Genomic DNA, 16,497 nt, shown 5'->3' on the forward strand with positions numbered 1-16,497 from the left:
GATCAAGGCGCGCCGTCCCCGGATGGCGCGCCTTTTGTTTTGGCCATGAACGGATCGGTGGTTGTGCGGGAGGCGGCGGGGGGTCAGTCGGCGACCAGCGGGCCGTAGAGTTCCGGCCGCCGGTCGGCAAGATGGCCGTTGGCGGTCCGCGCCGCCGCCAGCGCCGCCGGGTCGAGGTCGGCGAAGATCAGCCCATCCTCCTCGCCGGCGAGCACCAGATGGCGGCCGGTCGGCTCGCCGACGCAGCTCATGCCGAGATAGTCGAGCTCGCCTTCGCGGCCGACACGGTTGGCATAGGCGACATAGAGCAGGTTCTCGAAGGCCCGCGCCGGCACCACCACGTTCGAGACGCCGACGAACGGCTTCATGTTGGCGGTCGGCACCAGGATGAGGTCGGCACCCGCCAAAGCGAGCGCCCGCGCCGCCTCCGGGAACTCGATATCGTAGCAGATCAGCAGGCCCATCTTCAGCCCGGCGATCTCGGCGATCGCCCCGAGCCCGTCGCCGGCCGCGAACATGTCGCGGTCGAGCGAGCCGTAGAGATGCGTCTTGCGGTAGGTGAGCCGCACGGCGCCGGTGCGGTCGACCAGCCGCGCCGCATTGTAGATTTCGCCGTCCGGCCCGCGCTCGGGATAGCCGTAGCACAGCGCGATGCCGTGCCGGCGGGCGAGGATGGCGGCATGCCGGGCGGCGGGGCCGTCCGGTGCCTCGGCCCGCGCCTGCAATGCGGCGCGGCCGATATTGTAGCCGGAGAGGAACATCTCCGGCGCCAGCAGCAGATCGGCGCCGGACGCGGCGGCCTGCGAGGCCGCGGCGCCGAGACGGTCGAGATTGGCGGCGGGATTGCCGTGCCGATCCCCGGCGGTCTGCAGCATGGCGAGGCGCATCAGAGTTCCTTTCGCGCCTTCAGCGCGGTAACCGACATGCAGAAGATCTCGAACAGCACCTGCGCGGCGGCATGGGGGGTGTTGGAGGTCGGGTCATATTGCGGCGCCACCTCGACCACGTCGCCGCCGACGACGTCGAGCCCGTTGAGGCCGCGCAGGATTTCCAGCACCTCGCGCGAGGTGAGGCCGCCGATTTCCGGCGTGCCGGTGCCCGGCGCGAAGGCGGGGTCGAGGCTGTCGACGTCGAAGGAGACATAGACCGGCCCGTCGCCCAGCACCTGCTTGGCCTTCTCGATGATCGCCGGCACGCCGAGACCGGTGACCTCCTCGGCGTGGATGACGGTCATGCCGCTCTCATAGGAGAACTCCCACAGGAACTCCGCCCCGCCGCGAATGCCGATCTGGATGGTGCGCGCGGGATCGAGCACGCCGTCGAGCACCGCGTTGCGGAACGGTCCGCCATGGTGGAACTTGGCGCCCTCATAGGTGCCGGACGTGTCGCAATGCGCGTCGATGTGCAGCATGCCGACCGGGCGCGTCTCGCCCACAGCTTTCAGGATCGAGCCGGTGATCGAATGGTCGCCGCCCACCGAGAGCGGGATCACCCCCGCCGCGACGATCTTCTTGTAGAAGGCCTCGATGTCCTCGTGGCACGTATCGAGGCTGAAGCGGGAGCGGAACGGCACGTCGCCGATATCGGCCGCCTTCACCTCGGCGGCCGGCACCATGCCGAGCACATGCTCATAGGGGCCGATTCGCTCGATGGCCCGCACCGCGCGCGGCCCCAGCCGGGCGCCGGCGCGGTTGGTGACGCCGAGATCCATCGGCACGCCGATCAGCGCCATGTCGAGACCGCCGAAATCGGCGAGTTCCTGCACGTCCGGCCGGTAGGGGGTGTCGAGCAGGGTGGCGGCACCGGCCCACGGCCACACCCGCTTCTCGCCGTCCTTGAACTGCAATTCGGCGACGCGCTTGAAGGTAGGGTCGTAGACGACGCCGCCGGCGACGTCGGCATATTTCGCCCGCAATTTCGCGAGCTTGTCCTGGTCCGACATGAGGCCCTCATCAACAAAGGATGCGGGCAATCTATCCGGCCCGGCGCAAGCCGGGGAGGGGGCCAGAGCCCGCCCCCGCCATTTATCTGTGCGTCCTCAGCCGATGCTCATCAGGCCGGCATTTCAGCGTCTGGCCCCGATTGCCGAAAGAGCGACAGGCGCCCTCTCCCCGTCGGGGAGAGGGGTGGGGTGAGGGGGCTCTGCGCTTCCCATCTTGCAGCCCCTCGCCGACCCGCTTCGCGGGCCACCTCTCCCCAATGGGGAGAGGGAGGATAAGGACCTTCCCCATCGTCAGCCGATGCTCATCAGGCTGGCATTGCCGCCGGCCGCCGCGGTATTGGTGCTGACCGAGCGCTCCAGCACCAAGAGGTCGAGCGGATAGCTCGCCCCGCGCGCCAGGTCGTCGGGGTTCAGCCCATGCACCAGCACGATCGGCCCCTCGCGGGCGGCGATGGCCTCGTTCAGCTCGCGCAGCGCATCGCCGTCGCCCTCGAACAGCACCGCGTCGAACGAAGCGCCGGCAATGTCGTCGGTCGCCGCGATCCGACCTTTCAGCGCCTCCGGCAGCGCCGGCGGGCTTGCCGAGGCGATCAGCACGCGATTTCCGGTGGCGAGCGCGGCGCACACCTGCACCGCGAGCCCGGCCTCCGTCTGGGCGAGGCACAGCACCGTGCCGCGCGGGGCAAGCTCATAGGCGTTGCGCTCGCCCACCGGGCCCGGCAGCACGGTAACGGCCGGCAGTTCCGGCGCGTCGAGCACCGCGCCGCACAGCGCGCGCGCCTGCGGGTCGCCGACGAAATCCGTCCACAGCCGCGCCGCCTCGCTCGCCGCCGCCGACACCATCGGCCGGCCGGGCGCCGGGCGGGTGGCGAGCAGCCGGCCGAGATAGAGCGGCCCGCCCGCCTTCGGCCCGGTGCCGGAAAGCCCGTGCCCGCCGAAGGGCTGCACGCCCACCACCGCGCCGATGATGTTGCGGTTCACATAGAGATTGCCGGCCTCGATGCGGCGGGTCACCTCGGCGATGGTCTCGTCGATGCGGGTGTGCAGGCCGAAGGTGAGGCCGTAGCCGGTGGCGTTGACCGCCTCGATCAGCGCGCCGATCTCCTCGCGCTTGTAGCGCAGCACATGCAGCACCGGGCCGAACACCTCGCGCTTCAGCGCGGCGATGTCGGCGATCTCGATCAGCGTCGGCGGCACGAAGCTGCCATGCCCGCACTCCTCCGCCAGCTCCAGCTGCTCCACCGCGTGGCCGGCCTGCCGCATGCGCTCGATATGCGCCTCGATGTTCGCCTGCGCCTCGGTGGTGATCACCGGCCCGACATCGATGGAAAGCTGCACCGGGTTGCCGATGGCGAGCTCGTGCAGCGCCCCCTTCAGCATGGTCAGCGTCCGCTCGGCGATATCGTCCTGCAGGCAGAGGATGCGCAGCGCCGAGCAGCGCTGGCCGGCCGAATCGAAGGCCGAGGCGATGACGTCGCCCACCACCTGCTCGGCGAGTGCGGACGAGTCGACGATCATCGCGTTCTGGCCGCCGGTCTCGGCGATCAGCGGGATCGGCTGGCCGTCCGGGGTCAGCCGTGCGGCGAGCTGGCGCTGGATCAGCCGCGCCACCTCGGTCGAGCCGGTGAACATCACCCCGCGGTTGCGGGCATCGCCCACCAGCGCCGCACCGACATCGCCGGCGCCCGGCAGCAATTGCAGCGCCCCGGCCGGCACCCCGGCCTCGCGCAGCATGTTCACCGCCGCGAAGGCGATCAGCGGCGTCTCCTCCGCCGGCTTGGCCAGCACCGGGTTGCCGGCGGCCAGCGCGGCGGCGATCTGTCCGGCGAAGATCGCCAGCGGGAAGTTCCACGGGCTGATGCACACCACCGGCCCCAGCGGCCGATGGGTGTCGTTGGAGAAGCTGTCGCGCACCTGTGCCGCGTAATAGCGCAGGAAGTCGACCGCCTCGCGCACCTCGCCCACCGCATTGGGATAGGACTTGCCGGCCTCGCGCACCACGATGCCGATCAGCTCCGGCATGCGGGCCTCGAAGGCGTCGGCGGCGCGGTTGAGGCAGGCGGCGCGCTCGGCCGGGGTGGTGGATTGCCAGATCGGCGCCGCCGCCACCGCCAGTTCCATCGCCTTGGCGCAGATCTCCGGTGTCGCGTCCTCGACGCTGCCGACCAGATCGCGCCGGTCCGCCGGGTTGCGCACCTCGCGGGCGATGCCCTCGGCAGGCCCATCTCCGATGAGCGGCACCGCCCTGAGCGGCTGCGCCGAGCCGGCCAGCAGCGCCGCCGCCAGCGAGCCGAGCCGCTGCTCGTTGGAGAGATCCAGCCCCTGCGAATTGCGCCGCGCCGCGCCGAACAGCTCGGAAGGCGCGGCGATCTTCGGATGCGGCGCCCCCACCGGCTCGATACGGCCGGCGACCTCGGCCGGCGCCGCGATCAGCTCGTCGATCGGCACGTTCTCGTCGGCGATGCGATTGACGAAGGAGGAATTGGCGCCGTTCTCCAAGAGCCGCCGCACCAGATAGGCGAGCAGCGTCTCATGGGTGCCCACCGGCGCATAGATGCGGCACGGCCGATTCAGCCTGTCCTTGCCGACCACTTCCTCATAGAGCGGCTCGCCCATGCCGTGCAGGCACTGGAACTCGTATTGCCCGCCATAATAGTTCGGGCCGGCGATCTCGTAGATGCTCGCCAGCGTCTGGGCGTTGTGGGTGGCGAATTGCGGGAACACCGCATCCGCCGCGCCGAGCAGCTTGCGGGCGCAGGCGATGTAGGACACGTCGGTATGCACCTTGCGGGTATAGACCGGGAAGCCCTCCAGCCCGTCGACCTGCGCGCGCTTGATCTCGCTGTCCCAGTAAGCCCCCTTCACCAGCCGGATCATCAGCCGGTGGCCGGAGCGGCGGGCGAGGTCGATCAGGTAATCCAGCACATAAGGGCAGCGCTTCTGATAGGCCTGCACCACGAAGCCGATGCCGTTCCAGCCGGCAAGGCTCTCCTCGAAGCACAGCGCCTCCATCAGGTCGAGCGACAGCTCCAGCCGGTCGGCCTCCTCGGCATCGATATTGAGCCCGATGTCGTAATGGCGGGCGAGGCGGGCGAGCACGATCACCCGCGGCAGCAGCTCCGTCATCACCCGCTCATGCTTGGCGCGGGCATAGCGCGGATGCAGCGCCGAGAGCTTGATCGAAATGCCCGGCCCCTCATGGATGCCGCGCCCGGCCGAGGCTTTGCCGATGGCGTGGATCGCCTGTTCATAGTCGGCTAAGTAGCGAGTGGCGTCTTCGGCGGTGGTCGCCGCCTCGCCGAGCATGTCGAAGGAGTAGCGAAAGCCCTTCGCCTCCATGGCGCGGGAATTGGCCAGCGCCTCGGAGATGGTCTGGCCGGTGACGAACTGCTCGCCCATCATCCGCATGGCGACATCGACGCCCTTGCGGATCAGCGGCTCGCCGCCGCGGCCGATCAGCCTTGTGAGGGCGCCGGTCAGCCCGGTCTCGCTGGAGGTGGTGGTCAGCTTGCCGGTCAGCACCAGCCCCCAGGTGGCGGCATTGACGAACATCGAGGGCGAGTGCCCGACATGCGCCTGCCAGTCGCCATGGCCGATCTTGTCGCGGATCAGCGCGTCGCGGGTGGCGCGGTCGGGAATGCGCAGCAACGCCTCGGCGAGGCACATCAAGGCGACGCCCTCCTGGCTGGAGAGGGCATATTCGTGGATGAGGCCCTCGACCGGCCCCTTCTGCCCCTTTTCGCGCAGCGCCGCGACGAGACTGCGGGCCCGCGCCGATGCCGCGTCGGCCTTGGCGGCGGGCAGGGTGGCTGCCGGCAACAGCATGGAAACCGCCTCGGTCTCCGGCATGCGATAGGCGCCGGTGATGCGGGCGCGCAGCACGCTTTGCGGCTGCACGCCGCGGGCGAAGGGCAGGAACGGGCTCTCGGTCTCCAGGTGATGCGCCACCGCATCCGGGTCCGCCGGCTCGGGATCGATCGGCAGCCCCTGCTCGATGCGCTCGACGATGCCGACCACCGCCTGTTTCAGCAGCGAATGCGGCGTGCGTCCGGTGGTCTCGGCCACCGCCTTGAGGCGGGCGCGCAGCTCGTCGTCGATCTTCAAGCCGATGGTGGTGGTGGCCATGGTTGTTCCCGCTGGATGGCGCCTGGTTGCTCGTCAGATACACGGGTTGCACCTTTTTCGCAACGAGGTGCCACCTTCTCCACTGGCCGCACTTACCGATCATCCGATCGTACCGATCGTACACCCCATCGGCCTTGCGCCGCGCCAAATCCGGCCTACCTGCCGTTGATGACCGCCATCAGCCAACGGCCGCAAGCATGAGCCCGTTCCCCGTCCTCGACGTGCCGCTCTCGGTGCTCGATCTGTCCTTCGTGGTCTCCGGCGGCACCGGGCCGCAGGCGCTGGCCGGCACCCTCGAACTGGCCCGCCATGTCGACGGCCTCGGCTACACCCGCTTCTGGGTCGCCGAGCACCACAATCTGCCCTCGGTCGCCTCCGGCGCGCCGGATATCATGGCCGGGCAAATCCTTGCGGCGACGAAGAAAATCCGTGCCGGCTCCGGCGGCGTCATGCTGCCCAACCATTCGCCGCTGATGGTCGCCGAGCGCTTCAAGGTGCTGGAGGGGCTGTATCCCGGCCGGGTCGATCTCGGCCTCGGCCGCGCGCCGGGCACCGACCAACTCACCGCGCTGGCGCTGCGCCGCCGTCGTGACGTCGAGCCCGCCGACGATTTTCTCGAACGGTTGAAGGAGCTTATGGCCTGGGAGACCGGCGGCTGGCCGGACGACCACCCGTTCCGCAGCATCTCGGTCATGCCGGTCGATGTGCCGTTGCCGCCGATCTGGCTGCTGGGCTCCTCAGGCTACAGCGCCCGGCTGGCAGCGCAACTCGGGCTCGGCTTCGCCTTCGCCCACCACTTCGCCACCCATGACGTGCTCGACGCAATGTTGAGCTATCGCAAGGACTTCCGCCCCTCGCTGGAGCTTGCGAAGCCGCATGCCATACTGGCACTGGCGGTGGTGTGCGCCGACACCGACGCGGAGGCGGAATATCTCGCCGGCAGCATCGATCTCTCGCATCTGCGCCGCCAGCACGGCGAGTACCGGCCGATCCCCTCGCCGGAGGAGGCGGCCGCCTTCCCCTATACCGAGGCCGACCGCCGCTTCATCGCCCGCAACCGCGCCCGCGTGCTGGTCGGCGGCCCGGCCAGGGTGGCGGCAGGCCTCGCCCGCTTCGTCGAGACCACGCAGGCGGACGAGCTGATGATCGCCACCGCCATTCACGACCTTCAGGCGAAAAAGCGCTCCTACGAGCTGCTGGCCGAGATCGCGGGCGTCGCCGTCCCCGCCTGACGCACCGGCCGGGTCACCAGCCAAATGCCTATGGCGATTGGCAGAATTCCGAGAATGTCGAGCGGCGGCACCTGTTCGCCGAGCAGCAGCCAGCCGAAGAACAATCCCAGCGGCGGCATGGCGAAATGCAGGCTGGAGGCGGCGGTGGCACTCGATCGGGTGAGCAGATAGAACCACAGCCCATAGCCGCCGATCGACACCGCGAAGACCAGGAAGGCCAGCCCCACCAGGAAGCTGGTGGTCAGATGCATGTCGGCGAGGCTCTCGGTCGTCGCGGCGAAGGGCAGCAGCACCACAGCCCCGGTGAGGCACTGGACCGCGTTGCCGGTCCACACCCCGCCGCGCGGCTTGAAATATTTGAAGGCCAGCGTGCCGGCGGCGAGGCCGAGCATGCCGATGCCGATCAGCAGCGTGCCGAACGCATCCTCATGCCCGCCGGCGAGGCGCGAACGCAGCACGATGACCACGCCGACAAGCCCGAGCCCGAGGCCGATCCATTTGGTGAGGTTCAGCTTCTCGCCCAGCAGCGGACCGGCGAGCAGCGCCACCACCAGCGGGTTGCAGCTGATCAGCACGGCGTTGTAGGCCGACGAGGTCATGGTCAGCCCGATCCAGTTGACGCCGAGATAGACGGCGTTGTTGAGCACGCCGCACAGGATCAGCGCCCAGATATCGCGCCGCCGCATGCTGGCGAGCTTCGCCCGCCCATCCACCTTCACCGCCAGCGCCAGCATGAGGCCGCCGGCCAGCGTCAGCCGCAGCACCAGCAAGATCAGCGGCGGGCAGTCCATCAGCGCCATCTTGGCGAAGGCGAAGGCCGAGGACCACAACAGGCAGAACACCAGCACCAGCAGCAGCAGGGGCCGGCCCGACAGCGCGGCGGCCTCCGGCGCAGCGGCGCCGGGCACGGCGAGCTGACTGCTTGGAAAGGTTCCCTGGCTCATTTCTGCGTCCCTTGGCACGCGGCGACGTTGGTTTCGCGCGGACCATAGGCGAGGGCGGCGGCAGCGGAAAACGAGATGTTCCGATAGGCGCCATTCAGGATGCTTATGGCGATCCGGGCACGCATCGCCGTTTCTTTACGCTTTCCTTATGCCGCGCCCGTGCATCCGCAATCGAAACCTGACCCGTCTCAGGAGCAGTCTCCCGCGACCCTGCAAACCTTGGGAGCTCTGCCATGGCAGACGTCATTTTTCTCCTTGTCGGCATCGCCGCGCTCGCCGCCCTCGGCGTCTATGCGCGCCTTCTCGCCCGGCTCACGTGAGGCGGCGATCATGATCGAACCAATCCTCGGGCTCGCCGTGGCCGTCGCGCTCGGTTTCTATCTCGTGGTGACGCTGCTGCGTCCCGAACGCTTCTGAAACGACGGGAGAGAACAACATGACCCTCGTCGGATGGGCGCAGATCGCCGCCCTGTTCCTCGCTGTGCTCGTCACCGTCAAGCCGCTCGGCCTTTACATGGCCCGCGTCTTCTCGGGCGAGCGCACCATGCTTTCCCCCGTCCTCGCCCCGGTCGAGAAGGGCTTCTACCGCCTCGCCGGCATCGACGAGAGTCGCGAGCAGGGCTGGCTTGCCTATACGCTGGCAATGCTGGCCTTCTCGGTCGTCGGCTTCGTGTCGCTCTATGCGATCCTGCGGCTGCAGGACGTGCTGCCGCTGAACCCGCAGGGTTTCCCGGCGGTGCCGCCGGATCTGGCCTTCAACACCGCGGTCAGCTTCCTCACCAACACCAACTGGCAGAACTATGCCGGCGAGACCACGATGAGCCATCTCACCCAGATGGCCGGCCTCACCACGCATAATTTCGTCTCGGCGGCGACCGGTATCGCGCTTGCCGTCGCCGTCACCCGCGCCTTCGCCCGTTCCAAGGCGACGACGCTCGGCAATTTCTGGGTCGATCTCATCCGCGCCAATCTTTACGTGCTGCTGCCCTTCGCGGTGATCGTGGCGGTGATCTATGTCGCCCTGGGCCTGCCGCAGACGCTCGATGCCTCGGTGACCGCCACCACGCTGGAAGGCGCGCAACAGACCATCGCGCTCGGCCCGGTGGCCAGCCAGGAGGCGATCAAGCAGATCGGCACCAATGGCGGCGGCTTCTTCAACGTCAATGCCTCGCATCCGTTCGAGAACCCGACCGCTCTGTCCAACCTCATCAACATCTGGTCGATGCTCGCCATCTCGGCGGCGCTCGTCTACACCTTCGGCCAGATGGTCGGCGACCGGCGGCAGGGCTGGGCATTTCTCGCCACCATCGCCATGCTGCTGATCGCCGGCGTCGGCGCCGTCTATTGGGCGGAGACCTACGGCAACCCGATCCTGACCAGCCTCGGCCTCGATCCGTCCATGGGCAACATGGAGGGCAAGGAGGTGCGCTTCGGCCAGTCGGCGACCGCGCTCTATGCGGCGGTCACCACCGGCCTGTCGGATGGCGGCGTCAACGGCATGCACGGCTCGTTCACCGGGCTTGGCGGCCTGGTGCCGATGTTCCTCATCCAGCTCGGCGAAGTGTTGCCGGGCGGCACCGGCTCCGGCCTCTACGGCCTCATCGTCTTCGCGCTGCTCTCGGTGTTCGTCGCTGGCCTGATGGTCGGGCGCACGCCGGAATTCCTCGGCAAGAAGATCGAGGGCCGCGAGATGAAATACGCCATGCTGGCGGTGCTCATCCTGCCTGCCGCCATCCTCGGCTTTACGGCGGTCTCGGCCATGCTGCCCTTCGCGGTGGCGAGCGTCGGCACGCCCGGCCCGCACGGCCTGTCGGAAATCCTCTACGCCTTCACCTCGGCGGCGGGGAACAACGGCTCGGCCTTTGGCGGCCTCACCGGCAACACGCCCTGGTACAACACCACTCTCGGCATCGCGATGCTGCTCGGCCGCTTCGCCTATGTGGTGCCGGTCATGGCGCTTGCCGGCTCCATCGCCGCCAAGGTGAAGGCGCCGACGTCTGTGGGCACCTTTCCCACCCATACGCCGCTGTTCGTCGGCCTGTTGATCGGCATCATCCTGATCCTGGGCGGCCTGCAATTCTTCCCCGCACTCGCCCTCGGGCCGATCGTCGAGCATTTCGCCATGCTCGCCGGCCAGACCTTCTGAAGGTTCCCATCATGTCGTCGCAAAAGACGTCTCCTCACGCGCCGGCGGCGCCCGGCCTGTTCGCTCCGGCGATCCTCGGGCCGGCGGTTGTCGCGGCCTTCCGCAAGCTCGATCCGCGCCAGCTGATGCGCAACCCGGTGATCTTCGTCACCGAGGCGGTGGCGGCGCTCGTCACCCTGCTGTTCGTCCGCGACATTGCCACCGGCGGTGATGCCGGGTTCTCCGGCCAGATCGCCGCCTGGCTATGGTTCACCGTGCTGTTCGCCACCTTCGCCGAATCCGTTGCCGAAGGCCGCGGCAAGGCGCAGGCCGATAGCCTGAAGCGGGCCCGCTCCGAGCTTTCGGCGCGGCTGAAGCACGAAGGCAGCCGCATCGAGACGGTGCCCGCCACTACGCTCAGGATCGGCGATGTGGTCATCGTCGAGGCCGGCGAGCTGATACCCGCCGATGGCGAGGTCATCCAGGGCGTCGCTTCGGTGAACGAGAGTGCCATCACCGGCGAATCCGCCCCGGTAATCCGCGAGGCCGGCGGCGACCGCTCGGCGGTCACCGGCGGCACCCAGCTGCTGTCGGACCGGCTGCTCATCCGCGTCACGGTGGCGCCGGGCGGCGGCTTCGTCGACCGCATGATCGCGCTGATCGAGGGCGCCAAGCGGCAGAAGACCCCGAACGAGATCGCGCTGTCGATCCTGCTCTCGGGCCTGACGCTGATCTTCCTGATCGCGGTGGTGACGCTCTGGGGCCTTGCCGGCTATTCCGGCACCGTGCTGTCGGTCACCGTGCTCGCGGCGCTGCTGGTGACGCTGATCCCCACCACCATTGGCGGCCTGCTCTCGGCCATCGGCATTGCCGGCATGGACCGGCTGGTGCGCTTCAACGTCATCGCCACTTCCGGCCGCGCGGTGGAGGCGGCCGGCGACGTCGACACGCTTTTGCTGGACAAGACCGGCACCATCACCTTCGGCAACCGCATGGCGACCGACTTCCTGCCGGTGCCGGGAGTGACCGAGAAGGCGCTGGCGGAAGCGGCGCTGCTCGCCAGCCTTTCCGACGAGACGCCGGAAGGCCGCTCCATCGTCGCCTTGGCAACGGGTGAATACCGTGTGCCGGCGCCGACGGCGCAGCCCGACGCGGTGATCCCCTTCGCCGCCGAAACCCGGCTGTCGGGCGTCGATCTCGGCACCCGCAAGCTGCGCAAGGGCGCGGTGGATTCGGCGCTGCGCTTCGCCGGCGTCGAGGAGGCACGGGCGCCGGAAGCCTTCCGCGCCGCGGTGGACCGCATCGCCCGCTCGGGTGGCACCCCGCTGGCGGTGGTGGAAGGCGACCGGCTGCTCGGCGTCGTGCATCTGAAGGACGTGGTGAAACCCGGCATCAAGGAGCGCTTCGCGCAGATGCGCGCCATGGGCATCCGCACGGTGATGGTGACCGGCGACAACCCGGTCACCGCCGCCGCCATCGCCTCGGAGGCCGGCGTCGACGATTTCCTCGCCCAGGCGACGCCGGAGGACAAGCTCGCCTATATCCGCAAGGAGCAGGAGGGCGGCCGGCTGATCGCCATGTGCGGCGACGGCACCAACGACGCCCCGGCGCTTGCCCAGGCCGATGTCGGCGTCGCCATGCAGACCGGCACCCAGGCGGCACGGGAAGCCGCCAACATGGTCGACCTGGATTCCTCGCCGACCAAGCTCATCGAGATCGTCGAGATCGGCAAGCAGTTGCTGATGACCCGCGGCTCGCTGACCACCTTCTCCATCGCCAACGATGTCGCGAAATATTTCGCCATCATCCCGGCGCTGTTCGTCGCCACCTATCCGGGGTTGAACGCGCTCAACATCATGGCGCTGACCTCGCCGCAATCGGCGATCCTGTCGGCAGTGATCTTCAACGCGCTGATCATCATCGCGCTGATCCCCCTCGCCCTGAAGGGCATCTCCTACCGGCCGTCCGGTGCCGCCGCGCTGCTGCGGCGCAACTTGCTCGTCTACGGCGTCGGTGGGCTGATCCTTCCCTTCATCGGCATCAAGCTGGTCGACCTCGCCGTCACCGCCCTGCATCTGGTGTGATCATGTTGAAGCATTTTCGTCCTGCGATCGTCCTCACCGTACTCCTCACTGCACTGCTCGGGCTGGCCTATCCGCTTGCCATCACCGGCATCGCGGGGGCCGCATTTCCCCGTCAGGCCGGTGGCAGTCTCGTCACCCGAGACGGTATCTTGGTAGGCTCGACGCTGATCGGGCAGAGCTTCGCGTCGGAGCGCTATTTCTGGTCGCGCCCCTCTGCAACCTCGCCGGATCCCTACAATGCCGGCGCCTCCTCGGGTTCCAATCTCGGCCCGACGGCGGCCAAGCTGCGCGACCGTGTCGTCGCCGACGTCGAGAAGCTGCGCGCCGCCGGCATCGAGGAGGAGGTGCCAGCCGACGCCGTCACCGCCTCCGGCTCCGGCCTCGATCCCGACATCTCGCCGGACTTCGCCCGCGCCCAGGTCGCCCGCGTCGCCAAGGCGCGCGGCCTCGATGCCGCGCGGGTCGACGCCCTCGTCGATGGCGTGCTTCAGGGCCGCGAACTCGGCTTCCTCGGCGAGCCGCGGGTCAATGTGCTAAGGCTGAATCTCGCGCTCGACAATCTGAAGAGCTGACGGGATTTCAACGAGATGGCGGCAACCGAGCCCCGCGACGAGGGCAGGCCGGATCCGGATGCGCTGCTGGCGTCGATGCGCCAGGAGACGCGCCTCGACGGCAAGCGCGCGGATGGCCGTGGCCGCCTCACCATCTTTCTCGGTGCCGCTCCGGGCGTGGGCAAGACCTATGCGATGCTTGCCCGCGCCCGCAAGCTGAAGGCCGACATCGTGGTCGGCCTCGCCGAGACCCACGGCCGTTCCGAGACCGCCGAACTGCTCGACGGCCTCGAGATCCTGCCGCGCCGGCGTGTTCCTTATAAGGGCCGCGTCATCGAGACCTTCGACCTCGACGCCGCGCTGGCCCGCAAGCCGCGCATCCTGATCCTCGACGAGCTCGCCTCCTCGAACCCCGAAGGCTCCCGCCATCCCAAGCGCTTCCAGGACATCGAGGAACTGCTCGCCGCCGGCATCGACGTCTGGACGGCGCTGAACATCCAGCACCTCGAAAGCCTCGCCGACGTGGTGGCCAACATCACCGGCATCCGGGTGCGCGAGCAGGTGCCGGACACCGTGCTGCAGAAGGCCGACGAGATCATCCTCGTCGACCTGCCCCCCGCCGAGCTCATCGACCGGCTCAAGGAGGGCAAGGTCTATCTGCCGGAGAGCGCGCGGCGCGCCTCCGAGCGCTTCTTCCGGCTCGGCAATCTCACCGCCCTGCGCGAGCTCGCTTTGCGCCGGACTGCCGACCGTGTCGACGACGACATGGTCGACTATCTCAAGGGTCACGCCATCGAGGGCGCCTGGGCCTCGGCCGAGCGGCTGCTGGTCTGCGTCGGCGGCGATGTGCTGTCGGAGAAGGTGGTGCGCGAGGCTAGCCGGCTCGCCTCCGGCCTCAACGCGGCATGGACGGTGGTATCGCTGGAGCGTGCCGATCGCGAGCCGGGCGAGGGCGCTCCCGCACGCATCGACGAATTGCTGCGCCTCGCCGAGCGGCTGGGGGCACAGACGCAGCGCATTACTGCCAATGACTTCGTGGCCGAGTTGATCCGCCTTGCGCGCCGCGAACATGTCACGCAGATCGTCATCGGCGCCCCGGCCCGCCGCCGCTGGCCTTTCTTCCGGCGGCACTCGCTCGCCGACGAGATCGTCGCGCATGTACCGGGCATCGCCGTGCATGTGGTCACCGGCGATCTTGCCGATGCCGCCGCGGCGGTTCCCCGCCACCGACGGGCGCGGCACCCCGGGGAGTTGGCGCGCGCTGCGGCCTATGCGGTGGTGACCGTCGCCGCCGCGGCGCTGATCGGCACCGGCATTCAGCGGATAATGCCGCTCTCCAATGTCTCGCTGCTATTCCTGATGGCGGTGGTGGTGTCGGCGATCCGCGCCGGCTATGGCGCCGCCTTCCTCGCCGCCGTGCTGTCGGGCCTCGCCTATAATTTCTTTTTCATCCCGCCGCTCTACACCTTCACCATCGCTTCGCCGCACGAGGTGTTCGCCTTCATCGTATTCCTGCTGGCGGCGTTGCTCGCCGGCGGGCTCGCCTCGCGGGTGAGCGAGCAAGCGCGGGCAGCCAGAGCCAGAGCCGCCGCGTTGCAGTCGCTCTACGATTTTTCGCGAAAACTCTCCGGCAATGCTGAGGCCGATGACGTGCTGTGGGCGGCGGTGTCACAGCTGCATGAGAGTTTCAACCGTCCGGCGGTCCTGCTCACGCCGCAGAACGGCACTGTCGCGCTTGCCGCCGCCTGGCCACCCGATGCCGATCTCGAGGTCGGCGACATGAGCGCCGCCCGCTGGGCCTTCGAACACAAGGAACCTGCCGGCCGCGACACCGGCACGCTGCCCTCCAGCCGCTGGCAGTTCCGGCCGATGACCAGCCCGCACGGCGTGGTTGGCATTCTCGGCCTGCGCTGGGACGGCGAGCCCTTCGACGGCGCCGCCGAGCCGATGCTGGCGGCGATCTTGGACCAGACCGCCATCGCCCTCGATCGCGCCCGGCTGGCGCAGCAGAGCATCGCCCAGGCGGCGCGCCTCCAGGGCGACAGCCTGCGCACGGCGCTGCTATCCTCGATCTCTCACGATCTGCGTACCCCGCTCGCCACCATCACCGGGTCGGTGACCAGTCTGCGCCAACTCGGCGATCGTATGGACAAGGCGAGTCGCGACGACCTGCTTGCCACCATCGAGGAAGAGGGCGGGCGCTTGTCGCGCTTCGTTTCCAACCTTCTCGACATGACCCGCATCGAGGCCGGCACGCTGGAGACCCGCCGCGACTGGATCGAAGTGGGCGACGTCATTCGCGCCGCGGTGGAGCGCTGCGCTCGCTACTACCCGCACCTCGCCATCGACGTGTCGATCGCCGCGAATTTGCCGCTGATGCAGGGTGATAGCGTGCTGCTCGGCCAGGTGCTGTTCAACCTTCTCGACAATGCCGCAAAATATGCCGCCGGCGAGCCGGTGAAGATCTTCGCGCGTGCCGAAGGCGGCGAAATCGTCATTTCCGTCACCGATTCCGGCAAGGGCATCGCTCCGGGAGATCTCGACAAGGTGTTCGAAAAGTTCTTTCGTCCCGGCACCCCGGACGGGCGCCCGCCCGGCACCGGATTGGGACTTTCGATCGCGCGAGGGTTCGTCGACGCCATGGGGGGCACCATTAAGGCTGAGAGCCCGGCCACGCGGCGGCGCGGCACCCGCATGGTGCTGCGATTCCCGGTGCCGCCCGGCGAGGCGAGGACACCGACCCCATGAGCGACCGCATCCTCGTCGTCGACGACGAGCCGCAGATCCAGCGTTTCCTCAGGCCTGCGCTCACCGCGGCCGGCTACGACGTCGTCGAGGCGGCAACTGGCGCCGCGGCGCTGAAGGCGGCAGTGACCTCGGCCCCTGATGTCGTCATCCTCGATCTCGGCCTGCCGGACATGGATGGCAAGGAAGTGGTCGCCCAGCTGCGCGGCTGGTCGCAGGTGCCGATCATCATCCTCTCGGCCCGCGACCGCGAGAGCGAGAAGATCGCCGCCCTCGACCTTGGCGCCGACGACTATGTGGAAAAGCCTTTCAGCATAGGTGAGCTCACCGCCCGCATCCGTGCCGCGCTGCGTCACCGTCTCGCCGCCGAGGCGGAGGCCGATCACGTCGAGGTGGACGGTCTTGCCATCGACACGCTGCGCCGCCTCGTCACCCGCGACGGTGCGCCGGTGAAGCTGACCCCGAAGGAATACGATCTGCTGGTGCTGCTGGCGCGCCATGCCGGGCGGGTGGTCACTCACCGCACCCTGCTCACCTCGATCTGGGGGCCCGCCCATGGCGAGGACTTGCATTATCTCAGAGTGTTCATCGGCCAGCTGAGGGCCAAGATCGAGCGCGACCCGGCCCAGCCGACGATCCTGCGCACCGAGCCGGGCGTCGGCTACCGCTTCATGGCGGAATGAGCGTCTCTGGCGTTGTTTCTCTTATCGTCTCGCCGTCGGGGAGAGGTGACCCGTGAAGCGGGACGG

The 16,497-nt window shown here is 68.6% G+C and carries 11 protein-coding genes; 7 read left to right on the top strand and 4 right to left on the bottom strand.

All coding sequences use genetic code 11. The features are described from left to right. Positions 1 to 83 precede the first annotated feature (83 nt). From KHC24_RS06450 to putA, 3 genes are all read right to left on the bottom strand, one after another. Positions 84 to 887, bottom strand: a complete 804-nt coding sequence (locus KHC24_RS06450; protein ID WP_213360869.1) for a nitrilase-related carbon-nitrogen hydrolase — start codon at positions 885 to 887, stop codon at positions 84 to 86. Continuing rightward, positions 887 to 1,942, bottom strand: coding sequence for an agmatinase (gene speB / locus KHC24_RS06455; RefSeq protein WP_213360871.1), 1,056 nt, complete (start codon positions 1,940 to 1,942; stop codon positions 887 to 889). The genes KHC24_RS06450 and speB overlap by 1 nt, the downstream gene beginning before the upstream one ends. Positions 1,943 to 2,233: 291 nt before the next feature. Beyond that, the gene (putA, locus tag KHC24_RS06460; RefSeq protein ID WP_213360873.1) at positions 2,234 to 6,067 is read right to left on the bottom strand and encodes a trifunctional transcriptional regulator/proline dehydrogenase/L-glutamate gamma-semialdehyde dehydrogenase; all 3,834 of its coding nucleotides are present in this window, start codon (positions 6,065 to 6,067) and stop codon (positions 2,234 to 2,236) included. 197 nt (positions 6,068 to 6,264) lie between these two features. Between putA and KHC24_RS06465 the strand changes: the two genes are divergently transcribed. Next, positions 6,265 to 7,299, top strand: coding sequence for an LLM class flavin-dependent oxidoreductase (locus KHC24_RS06465; RefSeq protein ID WP_213360875.1), 1,035 nt, complete (start codon positions 6,265 to 6,267; stop codon positions 7,297 to 7,299). Here KHC24_RS06465 and KHC24_RS06470 read toward each other — a convergent pair. Next, on the bottom strand, positions 7,254 to 8,243 hold the full coding sequence (locus KHC24_RS06470) for a DMT family transporter (RefSeq protein WP_213360877.1): 990 nt from the start codon (positions 8,241 to 8,243) through the stop codon (positions 7,254 to 7,256). The genes KHC24_RS06465 and KHC24_RS06470 overlap by 46 nt on opposite strands. A 99-nt stretch (positions 8,244 to 8,342) precedes the next feature. On the opposite strand from KHC24_RS06470, the gene kdpF reads away from it, so the two are divergent. Genes kdpF through KHC24_RS06500 form a run of 6 tightly spaced genes read left to right on the top strand, consistent with a single transcriptional unit; the run spans position 8,343 to position 16,431 of the window. Continuing rightward, positions 8,343 to 8,660, top strand: a complete 318-nt coding sequence (gene kdpF / locus KHC24_RS06475) for a K(+)-transporting ATPase subunit F (protein WP_213360879.1) — start codon at positions 8,343 to 8,345, stop codon at positions 8,658 to 8,660. Positions 8,661 to 8,679: 19 nt separating this feature from the next. Further along, positions 8,680 to 10,389: a potassium-transporting ATPase subunit KdpA gene (kdpA, locus tag KHC24_RS06480; protein WP_213360881.1), complete on the top strand. Its 1,710-nt coding sequence runs from the start codon at positions 8,680 to 8,682 to the stop codon at positions 10,387 to 10,389. 11 nt (positions 10,390 to 10,400) lie between these two features. Further along, positions 10,401 to 12,452 (top strand): potassium-transporting ATPase subunit KdpB, encoded by a 2,052-nt coding sequence (kdpB, locus tag KHC24_RS06485; RefSeq protein ID WP_213360883.1) that lies wholly within the window; start codon positions 10,401 to 10,403, stop codon positions 12,450 to 12,452. A gap of 2 nt (positions 12,453 to 12,454) precedes the next feature. Continuing rightward, entirely contained in the window at positions 12,455 to 13,024 is a 570-nt protein-coding gene (gene kdpC / locus KHC24_RS06490; protein WP_213360891.1) for a potassium-transporting ATPase subunit KdpC, read from the top strand. A gap of 15 nt (positions 13,025 to 13,039) precedes the next feature. Further along, entirely contained in the window at positions 13,040 to 15,751 is a 2,712-nt protein-coding gene (locus KHC24_RS06495; RefSeq protein ID WP_213360894.1) for a sensor histidine kinase, read from the top strand. Then, positions 15,748 to 16,431, top strand: coding sequence for a response regulator (locus KHC24_RS06500; protein WP_213360896.1), 684 nt, complete (start codon positions 15,748 to 15,750; stop codon positions 16,429 to 16,431). The genes KHC24_RS06495 and KHC24_RS06500 overlap by 4 nt, the downstream gene beginning before the upstream one ends. The last annotated feature ends 66 nt before the right edge of the window (positions 16,432 to 16,497 follow it).

Origin of the sequence: Ancylobacter defluvii, from assembly GCF_018390605.1 — a bacterium.
In the GTDB taxonomy this organism is placed as follows: Bacteria; Pseudomonadota; Alphaproteobacteria; order Rhizobiales; family Xanthobacteraceae; genus Ancylobacter; species Ancylobacter defluvii.

Coding starts and splice junctions, on each gene's coding strand:
- KHC24_RS06450 (WP_213360869.1), bottom strand. CDS start 887: ATGCGCCTCGCCATGCTGCAGACCGCCGGGGATCGGCACGGCAATCCC.
- speB (WP_213360871.1), bottom strand. CDS start 1,942: ATGTCGGACCAGGACAAGCTCGCGAAATTGCGGGCGAAATATGCCGAC.
- putA (WP_213360873.1), bottom strand. CDS start 6,067: ATGGCCACCACCACCATCGGCTTGAAGATCGACGACGAGCTGCGCGCC.
- KHC24_RS06465 (WP_213360875.1), top strand. CDS start 6,265: ATGAGCCCGTTCCCCGTCCTCGACGTGCCGCTCTCGGTGCTCGATCTG.
- KHC24_RS06470 (WP_213360877.1), bottom strand. CDS start 8,243: ATGAGCCAGGGAACCTTTCCAAGCAGTCAGCTCGCCGTGCCCGGCGCC.
- kdpF (WP_213360879.1), top strand. CDS start 8,343: ATGCTTATGGCGATCCGGGCACGCATCGCCGTTTCTTTACGCTTTCCT.
- kdpA (WP_213360881.1), top strand. CDS start 8,680: ATGACCCTCGTCGGATGGGCGCAGATCGCCGCCCTGTTCCTCGCTGTG.
- kdpB (WP_213360883.1), top strand. CDS start 10,401: ATGTCGTCGCAAAAGACGTCTCCTCACGCGCCGGCGGCGCCCGGCCTG.
- kdpC (WP_213360891.1), top strand. CDS start 12,455: ATGTTGAAGCATTTTCGTCCTGCGATCGTCCTCACCGTACTCCTCACT.
- KHC24_RS06495 (WP_213360894.1), top strand. CDS start 13,040: ATGGCGGCAACCGAGCCCCGCGACGAGGGCAGGCCGGATCCGGATGCG.
- KHC24_RS06500 (WP_213360896.1), top strand. CDS start 15,748: ATGAGCGACCGCATCCTCGTCGTCGACGACGAGCCGCAGATCCAGCGT.